The sequence below is a fragment of the uncultured Alistipes sp. genome (assembly GCF_949296715.1).
Taxonomy (GTDB): domain Bacteria; phylum Bacteroidota; class Bacteroidia; order Bacteroidales; family Rikenellaceae; genus Alistipes.
Genome location: NZ_CASFQD010000052.1, coordinates 1 through 9,684 on the forward strand (window position 1 = coordinate 1; position 9,684 = coordinate 9,684).

Annotated in this window: 9 protein-coding genes; 7 read left to right on the forward strand and 2 right to left on the reverse strand. The window is 61.1% G+C overall.

What is annotated here, in order from left to right; genetic code table 11:
• Positions 1-679 precede the first annotated feature (679 nt).
• Positions 680-1,279 (reverse strand): ribonuclease HII, encoded by a 600-nt coding sequence (locus Q1Y33_RS07780; RefSeq protein ID WP_300799178.1) that lies wholly within the window; start codon positions 1,277-1,279, stop codon positions 680-682.
• A 76-nt stretch (positions 1,280-1,355) separates the two neighbouring features.
• Here Q1Y33_RS07780 and Q1Y33_RS07785 point away from each other — a divergent pair, with 76 nt between their 5' ends.
• The 5 genes from Q1Y33_RS07785 (at position 1,356) to recJ (ending at position 7,733) form a co-directional block, all read left to right on the forward strand.
• On the forward strand, positions 1,356-2,363 hold the full coding sequence (locus Q1Y33_RS07785) for a hypothetical protein (protein WP_300799179.1): 1,008 nt from the start codon (positions 1,356-1,358) through the stop codon (positions 2,361-2,363).
• A 156-nt stretch (positions 2,364-2,519) separates the two neighbouring features.
• Positions 2,520-3,428: an AraC family transcriptional regulator gene (locus Q1Y33_RS07790; protein WP_300799180.1), complete on the forward strand. Its 909-nt coding sequence runs from the start codon at positions 2,520-2,522 to the stop codon at positions 3,426-3,428.
• 737 nt (positions 3,429-4,165) lie between these two features.
• Positions 4,166-5,053 (forward strand): lipoyl synthase, encoded by an 888-nt coding sequence (gene lipA / locus Q1Y33_RS07795; RefSeq protein WP_300799181.1) that lies wholly within the window; start codon positions 4,166-4,168, stop codon positions 5,051-5,053.
• Entirely contained in the window at positions 5,050-5,958 is a 909-nt protein-coding gene (lipB, locus tag Q1Y33_RS07800; protein ID WP_300799182.1) for a lipoyl(octanoyl) transferase LipB, read from the forward strand. Before lipA ends, lipB begins: the two co-directional genes overlap by 4 nt.
• Positions 5,959-5,963: 5 nt before the next feature.
• A complete protein-coding gene (recJ, locus tag Q1Y33_RS07805; protein WP_300799183.1) occupies positions 5,964-7,733 on the forward strand; it encodes a single-stranded-DNA-specific exonuclease RecJ in 1,770 nt (589 codons plus the stop codon).
• Positions 7,734-7,899: 166 nt separating this feature from the next.
• Here the strand turns inward: recJ and Q1Y33_RS07810 are convergent, their stop codons facing one another.
• Positions 7,900-8,427 (reverse strand): nitroreductase family protein, encoded by a 528-nt coding sequence (locus Q1Y33_RS07810; protein WP_300799184.1) that lies wholly within the window; start codon positions 8,425-8,427, stop codon positions 7,900-7,902.
• Between the two features lie 114 nt (positions 8,428-8,541).
• Between Q1Y33_RS07810 and Q1Y33_RS07815 the strand changes: the two genes are divergently transcribed.
• Positions 8,542-9,381 (forward strand): HAD family hydrolase, encoded by an 840-nt coding sequence (locus Q1Y33_RS07815; protein ID WP_300799185.1) that lies wholly within the window; start codon positions 8,542-8,544, stop codon positions 9,379-9,381.
• Between the two features lie 2 nt (positions 9,382-9,383).
• A partial coding sequence (locus Q1Y33_RS07820) for a hypothetical protein (RefSeq protein WP_300799186.1) occupies positions 9,384-9,684 on the forward strand: 301 nt, incomplete at its 3' end.

Here is a 9,684-nt window from a genome sequence, read left to right on the forward strand (position 1 = left end):
CCACCCCCCCCACCGGCCCCCGGCTGCGGCGCGGCGCGCGCCCCGGGGGGGGGAACGGAATCGGGAAACGGAAGGAGAAAATCGGGAGATCGCGCGAATCTGCGAGCAGGCCAGTCGAAACAGGAGGGCAACAGATAGAGGAAAACCAGTCGGAACGTGCGAACGAACGGAACGGATGTTGCCAATCAGTACAGGCAGGTCAGTCGGAACAAAAAGCCCGGCCGGAGCGAGTGGACAGTCTAATGGACGGACAACCGAAATGAGCGAACAGACAAAACGGGTGGCCCATCAGACAAATGGACGGCAGAAACAGAAGGCTCGGCCGGAGCGAGTGGACAGACGAAACGGACAAACAACCGGAACGAGCGAGCAGACTAAACGGGAGGCCCATCAGAACGAATAGACAGTCAAGACAAAAAGCCCGGCCGGAGCGAGTGGAAAGTCTAACAGACGGACAACCGGAAAGAGCGGACAGACGAAACGGACAAACAACCGGAACGAGCGAGCAGACTAAACGGGAGGCCTATCAAAAGAATGGACGTCGGGTCAGAAAGTCAAGCCGGAACGGACAGACAGCCGGCACATGCAGCCAGTCGAAACAGAAAGCCCGGTCGGAACAAGGGAGTGGTCAGACCAGGCGGACAGGCGGAACAAGCGGCCCGGTCCAGACACGAGGGCGTCAGAAGGGCAGTTCGAGCTGGTCGATTTCGTGGTTGAAGGTCAGCCGGTGATGGGGAGTAAGGCCGTATTCACGAATTGCCAGCCGGTGCTCGCGCGTCGGATATCCCTTGTTCTTCAGCCAGCCGTACTGAGGATACTCCTCCGCCAGACGGCACATGTATTCGTCGCGGTGGGTCTTCGCCAGCACGGAGGCCGCGGCGATATCGGCATACTTGCCGTCCCCCTTGACGATGCACCGGTAGGGAATCGAGAGCCGCGTGCGGAAGCGGTTGCCGTCGATCGCCAGAAAGCCGGGTGCCGGATCGAGACGTGCCGCCGCGAGCGACATCCCCTCGAACGAGGCGTTCAGGATATTGATCTCGTCGATGCGGGCCGCGGAAACCGCCTCCACGGCCCACGCCACAGCCTCGCGCTCGATAATCGCACGCAGCTTCTCGCGATTGCGTTCGGTCATCTGCTTCGAGTCGTTGAGCAGCGGATCATGGAAACCGGGGGGCAGGATCACGGCTGCCGCAAAGACCGGTCCGGCCAGACATCCGCGTCCGGCCTCGTCGCATCCGGCCTCCAAAAGGTCGTATTGGTATTGATTTTCCAGCATTGCTCACAAAATTACAAATAAATGGTATCAATCCGGCTTTTTTGTTTACTTTTGTCGCGACAGGTCCCCCATCCGAATGAAATTCGACATTACACGCCAGCCGCTCGTTCCGGCCTTTCTGACACTCGCCGCACTCACCCTCGCGGCGCTGTATGCCGCCGGAGCGTCCGCCGCAGAGACGGCTGACATCACCGGTACGGCGGACCGGATTGCCGAACTGGCCGTCGCCATGCCGCGGGAGCTCCTTACCCGCCTCCAGGCCATTGCACCCGCAGGTTCAAAAACGCTGACAGCATTTCTACTGCTCTTCGCAGGCATGTGCACGGGGCGCATGACCGTCCGGTACAACCTCTACTCGGCCGGCACCTGCCTGGCAATCCCCCTTTTCGGAATGGTCGCCTGCGGGCTGGCCGCCCGGACCGAATACCTCCCGGCGTGTGCCGCGACAGCACTGCTCGCCCTCGCCGTCAAGAATTTCGGCCGCTCGTTCTGCAACGGATACGGATTCGACGCCATCTTCCGCGCATCGCTCTATCTCGGCATGATTCCGCTGCTCGTCCCGGCAGCAGCCCCCCTGCTGTTGCTGATGCCCGTCGCGCTGATGCTCTTCCGTCGCACGGTGCGCGAAGCGGCCGTGGCGCTGGCGGGAATCCTTCTTCCGCCCCTCGTCCTCTGCTACGTCAACTGGGGAGCGGGAGGCTCCTTCATCGCACCGGTTGCGCTGCTGGGCAAGACTCTTGTCACCGGAGCACCCTTCGGCATGCTCCTCTCGCTGCCGTTGCCCGAACAGCTGATGCTGGGAGCCACGGTCGTCCTGACCCTGCTGGCGCTCGGACTCTTCCTCTCGGACCTCTATGCCGTGGGCACGCGCCCGCGCTTCCTGCTGGTCTTCGCCGCCTGCACCTTCGCGGCAACTCTCCTCGCACTCTGCTCACCGGCCGCCACGACCGACGACACGCTGCTCGTCGCCGTTCCGGCCGCCGTGCTGCTGCCCGTGCTCTTCGTCCGTACCCGACGGCTGATCAACCTGCCGCTCTACCTGCTGCTGCTCGCCGGCGCAGCCGCCGTGGCCTTTTTACAATAATATATCCGGTCTTACATATACATTATTTGGACGTATTTATAAATTTCTGCCTAAATAGCGCATTCATCGTTGCTCAAAATAAATATATAATTGTAAATTTGAGTTTGACATCAGTGACGCAACCTTATGTCAGAAAAAACTTAAATTACAATTATCATGAAGAATTCAATGAATCCGTCGGTGCAACAGCCGACAATCGTGAAGTACGTCGAGACGCTTCACACGGGCATCCAGTCACAAGCCCTTTCGCGCTATGCCATCGGCTACATCCTCCGCGGTACGAAGTACATCTACGACGGGGATAAACGTCAGACACTTACGCGCGGCGACGTCTTCTATCTGGGCATCGGGCTCCACTACACGGAGAACGTACCCGAGAACGGACAGCCGTTCGAACAGATCCTCTTCTACTACACGCCCGAGGAGCTGCAACACATCCTCATGCACCTGAACATCACTTACGGGCTGAACATCTCGAACGAACATTCGTGCGAGAACTGCCGCAACAGGACCCACGTGGCGATGCCCGCATGGAACTCGCTGCGCAACTTTTTCACCAATACGAACAACTACCTGCGCGACGAGGAGTTCCGCCACGACGAGACGGCCGAGAACATCAAGATGACCGAATTGATCTATCTGATAGCCTCGCACGAGGACTGCTGCCTGAAAAGCAAACTCCTGAGCAATGTCGACACGGCCCGCGAGAATTTCGAACAGACGATCTACGACCACATCTTCCGCGACGTCTCGATCGAGGAGCTGGCCCGGCTGACCAACCGTTCGCTCACGTCGTTCAAGAAGGAGTTTCGGCGCCACTTCCAGATTCCGCCGCACAAGTGGTTCATCCGGCAGCGGCTGATGCACTCGCGCCTGCTGCTGATCTCGACGTCGAAATCGATCTCGGAAATCGGCAACGAATGCACCTTCCCCAACACGTCGCACTTCATCAAACTCTTCAAGAAGGAGTATCAGATGACGCCCGCCGCCTATCGGAACCGGCACCACTCCTCGCCGGAGAACGAAGCGGCAAAAACGGTCGAACACGAAGAGGCGATTTTGTGAAAAACTTATAATCTCGCCGTTATTCAAATTTTTTAATTATAATTCATTAGAATTTTTTTGCCCGATTTATCAAAAACGTTACAAAAGATTTGGTTTTTCATAAAAATCGATCTATCTTTGTATAACAAACGTGGGGTTCTCCCACTCTCATTAACCTAACTAACCTAACCAGAGAGACCCGAAACCGTCAGGCAACGGGTCTCTTTTTGTTTACCTGCCCGCACGGCAAAGCCGTCTGCGGCAAGGAGCCGGAAAGGCGGCGCACTCCGGGAAAGGAGGGCCGGGTCCCGGGAAAGGGACAGGCTTCGGGAAAGGGACGGGCTCCGTCCGACAGAGCCCGGACGCACGAATGCAGGGACAAGGCCGGCCGGCATCCTGCGGAACATGAAAAAAGAGACGGCACGCTCCGACAGAGCCGAGGGCACATGACCGGAGGGGATGAGCCGCCCCGCCAGAAATCACCGGAACAGGCCGTACCGGCCATCAGGCGCTATAATACGGACTGTTTCCCGCCATGTCGGCAACAGACGGTGAAACCTGCGGCACGGAGCGCCGACAGCCGGGGCCTCAGCGTCCGCAATGTGCTTATTCAGACGCACGAACCGCATGCGGAGCAAGTGACAAATTAAAATTTTCGACATACCAGCCTGTCATAATGCTAACAATAAATGACGAATTCCTGAAAAATGTCAATTATTTTTCTTATTTTTGCATCAATTGGAAAATAATGAACTTAAATGCCGAAGTTTTATGACAAGGTAGATCTCCTGAAAAAACCCGGATGGCTCAAGATCCGTCTGCACCGCACGCCCGAATATGCCGAGGTGCGGCAGATCGTCGAGAAACATGGGTTGCACACCATCTGCACCAGCGGACACTGCCCCAATCAGGCCGAGTGCTGGAGCCGCAGAACGGCAACCTTCATGATCCTGGGTGAGATATGCACACGCGGCTGCCGCTTCTGTGCGACGAAAACAGGACGTCCCCTGGCACCCGACGCCGACGAGCCGCGCCACGTGGCCGAAAGCGTCGCCCTGATGAAACTGCGGCATGTCGTCGTAACCTCCGTGACGCGCGACGACCTTCCGGACAGCGGAGCCCACCACTGGGCCGCTACCGTGAGGGCGATCCGCGCACAGAATCCCGACGCCGTAATTGAGCTCCTTATTCCCGATCTCGACGCACGCCCCGACCTGCTGGACGTGGTCATCGCGTCGAAGCCCGACATCATCGGGCACAACATCGAAACCGTCGAGCGACTGACCCCCGAGGTGCGCTCCAGAGCGAAGTATCGCACCAGTCTGGAGACGCTGCGCTACATGAGCAACCAGGGTGTCGCCACAAAGAGCGGACTGATGGTCGGACTTGGCGAGAGCGATGATGAAGTATTACAGACCCTGCGCGACCTGCGGGATGCGGGCGTCAGGATCGTAACCATCGGTCAGTACCTTCGGCCTACTCTGGAGCACTACCCCGTTGCGGCGTACATCACTCCCGAAAAATTCGAATGGTACCGACTCCAGGCGCTGGAGATGGGTTTCAGCTACTGTGCGAGCGCACCGCTGGTCCGCTCGTCGTACAGAGCCGAAGAGGCCCATCGGAGCGTGAAGGAGGCGCAGCGATGAAGACGACCGGAACTGTCCGCGCCGCCTGCCGCGACCTCGGGGTCATGGACTACAAGGCCTGCTGGGAACTGCAACAGCGGCTCTTCGACGCCCTCGTGTCCCGCAAACGGCACGGAGCGGGACAGCCGGAGGGGCCGGCCGCACAGGCCGCACCGCACAGTTCGGACAGCCCGGCCGCGCAGGAACTGCCTGCGGCGGAGGCCGGCACGGTGCTGCTCGTGGAGCACCCGCCCGTCTACACGCTCGGCAAGAGCGGCCATGCGGAGAACCTGCTCGTGAGCCGCGAGACGCTCGAAGGGCTGGGCGCAACGTTCTTTCACATCGACCGCGGCGGGGACATCACCTTCCACGGTCCGGGACAGCTGGTCTGCTACCCGATTCTCGACCTCGAACGCCTCGGCATCGGGCTGCGCGAATACATCGCGGCACTCGAGGAGGCGGTAATCCGCACCGTGGCGCACTACGGCATCCGTGCCGGGCGCATCGCGGGCGCTTCGGGCGTCTGGCTCGGCCAGGGGGTCGAGTTCGGCGACAAGGGCGCGGACGGCAGCGGCAGGGAGACCGTCTCCGGAGCGGAGATCCCGAACGGGGAGAAGGAGACCCCGGCAGCACAGCCCCCGCGGCAGGTCCTGTCCGCCGCGGCATGCGGCGGCAAAATCGACCCGCCGCGCAAGATTTGCGCAATAGGCGTGCGTTCGTCACGTTATGTTACCATGCACGGCTTTGCGCTCAACGTCACGACCGACCTCGGCTGGTTCTCGCGCATCAACCCGTGCGGGTTCACCGACCGCGGCGCGACCTCGATCGCCCGGGAGACGGGCCGCAGCGTAGCGATGGATGAGGTCAAAGACCTCGTTGTCAAATTTTTAAGTGAGATATTAAATGTTAAAATATATAAATATTAGAACGTATGCCCATAGAAAAACGCTGGGTAGTGAAGCCTCAGGGCGACCCCGCGACGGTAGCTATGCTCGCTGCCGCGCTGCGGACTTCGCCCATCCTGGCCAATCTACTCGTACAGAGAGGCATAGACACCGTAGAAAAGGCGGAGAAGTTCTTTAGACCGAGTCTCGCGGACCTGCACGATCCCTTCCTGATGAAGGACATGGACAAGGCGGTCGAGCGGGTCGAGCGCGCCGTGGCGAACAATGAGAAGATCATGGTCTACGGCGACTACGACGTGGACGGCTGCACGGCCGTCGCGCTGGTCTACAAGTTCCTGCGCCAGATCGGGCACAAAAACCTGATGTTCTACATCCCGGACCGCTATACCGAAGGGTACGGCATCTCGGTCAAGGGGATCGATCTGGCGGCCCACAAGGGCGTCAGCCTCATCATCGCCCTGGACTGCGGCATCAAGGCCACGGAAAAGGTTGCCTATGCAAAGACGAAAGGCGTGGATTTCATCATCTGCGACCACCACCTCCCGGCCGAGGAGATTCCCCGCGCCGTAGCCGTTCTGGACCCCAAGCGGGTCGACTGCACCTACCCGTTCGACGAACTGTCGGGCTGCGGCGTGGGCTTCAAGCTCGTGCAGGCCTACGCACAGAAGAACCGCATCCCCTTCGAGCAGATTCTCAACCTGCTCGACCTGCTCGTCGTGTCGATCGCCTCGGACATCGTGCCGCTGGTGGGCGAGAACCGCATCCTGGCGCACTTCGGACTGAAGAACCTCAACCACGAGCCGTCGAAGGGGCTGTTGTCGATCATCAAGATCTGCGGGCTGGACAAGCACAACATCACCATCGACGACATCGTCTTCAAGATCGGGCCGCGCATCAACGCCGCCGGGCGCATGCGCATGGATGAGAACGACGAGAACGCCTCGCCTTCGGGCGGGCACGCCGCCGTGGAGCTGCTCATCGAGGGCAACGAGTCGGTGGCGGCCGAATTCGGCAATGTCATCGACGCCTACAACCAGGACCGCAAGTCGATCGACCGCCACGTCACGCAGGAGGCGCACGAATACATCGAGCACAACCCCGAAATGAAACGGCTGAAGAGCACCGTGGTCTACAACCCGAAATGGATGAAGGGCATCGTGGGAATCGTCGCCTCGCGCCTGATCGAGACCTACTACCGCCCGACCGTCGTGCTGACGATGAGCAACGGCTTCGTCACGGGTTCGGCGCGCTCGGTGCCGGGCTTCGACCTCTATCAGGCCGTCGAGTCGTGCTCGGACCTGCTCGAGAACTTCGGCGGGCACATGTACGCCGCGGGGCTGACGATGCGCCCGGAGAATGTCGGGGAGTTCACGCGCCGCTTCAACGCCTATGTCGAGGAGAACATCGACCCGCAGATGCTCGTTCCGCAGGTCGACATCGACAGCGAGCTGCTCTTCTCGGACATCACGCCCAAGTTCCGCGAGCACCTCAACCGTTTCCAGCCCTTCGGGCCGGGCAACGCCTCGCCGGTCTTCGTGACCTGCGGCGTGAGCAACCACGGCGAGGCGAAGCTCGTCGGCATGGAGTGCGAGCACCTGCGCATGGACCTCATGCAGCGGCAGAAGCCCAACACGAAGATTCAGGCCATCGCCTTCCAGCAGCCCACGCACTACGAGTGGGTGCGCTCGGGGCGTCCGATCGACGTCTGCTACCAGATCGTCGAGAACCACTACCGCGGCACGGTGACCACGCAGCTGCGCGTCAAGGACATCAAGCCCGTGCACAACAACCGGTAACAGCCGGGCCGAAATATCGGGAAGTGCTCTCCTCCTCCGCGGAAAACCCGGTACAGGGGAGGGCGACCGGAAAACAGACAGGGAGTGGGGATCGGTTGTTCCGATCCCCGCTCCCTGTTATCTGTCCCGCAACATCCTGCCGGAAGCGATCCGGCTGTCCCGGCGGTCAGAGGCGGATGATGCGCTCCGTATCGTCGGCCGGGGGCAGCGGGGCGGGCGTGAAGTCCGAATAGCCGATCGCGATGGCGCACAGCGGCTCGCACCCCTCGGGGATGGGCAGGAAGCCGCGCAGGTAGTCCGCGGCCTGTTTGCCCTCGGGCTCCTCCTTGCGGCAGGGGCGTCCGTTGATGTGGACCCAGCACGAGGCGAGCCCCTCGTCGACGCACGCCAGCTGGAGGATCGTTGCCGAGATGGCGGCATTCTCGCGCCACAGGTCGCCCTTCGTCGTATCGCCCAGCACCACAACGGCCATCGGCGCCCCCTTCATGAAGGCCGAGCCGTAGTCGCGCATGGCGGCCATGCGGGCCACCGTCTGCGGGTCGTCCACCACGAGCAGGCGCGTCGTGCGCGTATTGCGGGCCGAAGGGGCCGTGAGGGTCTCGGCGAGCAGGCGGTCCACCACCTCGCGCGACACCGCACGCTCCGTGAACTTGCGGATCGAGCGGCGTTTCGAAAGCAGTTGCTTGAATTCCATAATCGTTGCATTTGGGCTCCGCGGCCGGATGGGACCCGGAGCATCGTTTTTGCAAAAATAGTGAAAAAACGTTATCTTTGGTAATTGTTTTCGCAACCCCAAAAACCACCAACGATGGAATACCGCTTCACGATCGCCCTGATCTACGATTTCGACGGCACGCTCTCCCCGGGCAACATGCAGGAGTACGACTTCATCCCGGCCGTGGGCAAGAGCAACAAGGAGTTCTGGTCGGAGGCCAACTCGCTGGCCGAGCGGCAGGATGCCGACATGGTCCTCACCTACATGGCCCGCATGATCCAGGAGGCCAAGTCGAAGGGGCTGTCGCTGCGCCGCGAGGCCTTCCAGGAGTCGGGCCGCCGCGTCACGCTCTTCAAGGGAGTCCGGGAGTGGTTCGCGCGCATCAACCGTTACGGCGAGGAGCGCGGCATCCGCATCCTGCACTACATCAACTCGTCGGGGCTCAAGGAGATCATCGAAGGGACGGAGATCGCCCACGAGTTCCGCAAGATCTACGCCTGCTCGTTCCTCTACGACGTCGACGGCATCGCCTACTGGCCCGCCGTGGCGGTCAACTACACCAACAAGACGCAGTTCATCTTCAAGATCAACAAGGGCGTGGAGTCGGTCTTCGACTCGACGCTCGTCAACCGCTACATCCCCGAGAACGAGCGTCCCGTGCCCTTCAAGCACATGATCTACGTGGGCGACGGCACGACCGACATCCCCTGCATGCGGCTGGTCAAGAACTCCGGCGGCCACTCCATCGCGGTCTACAACCCCGACCAGAAGGAGGCGCGGCGCAAGATGTCGTCGCTCATCCACGACAACCGCGTGAACCACGTCCTGCCGGCCGACTACTCCGACGGCTCGGAGATGGACACCCTCGTGAAGACCATCATCGACAAGATGGACCTCGACGAGCGGCTCGAACGCATGGAGGTCGTCAAATAGCCATGTCGCTCTGGGAACTCCACGCAAGACGGTTCGTGCGCTGGGTGCGGATGATCGGACCGGGGCTTATCGTGGTGCTCGCGGCCGCGGCCGCCGCCGTGCTGCTCTACCTGCTCGTCGCCGAACACCGGCCGTGGATCGCCGCGGCACTGGCCCTGCTCATCCCGCTGCGCCTGCACGCCGTGCGGCGCGACCTGCGGCTCGTGCGGCAGCTCTGCCGCCGTCCGCGGCTCCACCTGGCGGCCGAATACCTCGCCGTCGCGGCGCCCTGCCTGCTCGTTCTGCTGCTGCACCGGGCGTGGC

What these genes read in the sequence shown, in the direction of transcription:
- recJ (WP_300799183.1), top strand. Translation starts at nt 5,964, where the DNA reads ATGCCCATAGAAAAACGCTGGGTAGTGAAGCCTCAGGGCGACCCCGCG.
- Q1Y33_RS07785 (WP_300799179.1), top strand. Translation starts at nt 1,356, where the DNA reads ATGAAATTCGACATTACACGCCAGCCGCTCGTTCCGGCCTTTCTGACA.
- Q1Y33_RS07790 (WP_300799180.1), top strand. Translation starts at nt 2,520, where the DNA reads ATGAAGAATTCAATGAATCCGTCGGTGCAACAGCCGACAATCGTGAAG.
- Q1Y33_RS07815 (WP_300799185.1), top strand. Translation starts at nt 8,542, where the DNA reads ATGGAATACCGCTTCACGATCGCCCTGATCTACGATTTCGACGGCACG.
- Q1Y33_RS07780 (WP_300799178.1), bottom strand. Translation starts at nt 1,279, where the DNA reads ATGCTGGAAAATCAATACCAATACGACCTTTTGGAGGCCGGATGCGAC.
- lipA (WP_300799181.1), top strand. Translation starts at nt 4,166, where the DNA reads ATGCCGAAGTTTTATGACAAGGTAGATCTCCTGAAAAAACCCGGATGG.
- lipB (WP_300799182.1), top strand. Translation starts at nt 5,050, where the DNA reads ATGAAGACGACCGGAACTGTCCGCGCCGCCTGCCGCGACCTCGGGGTC.
- Q1Y33_RS07810 (WP_300799184.1), bottom strand. Translation starts at nt 8,427, where the DNA reads ATGGAATTCAAGCAACTGCTTTCGAAACGCCGCTCGATCCGCAAGTTC.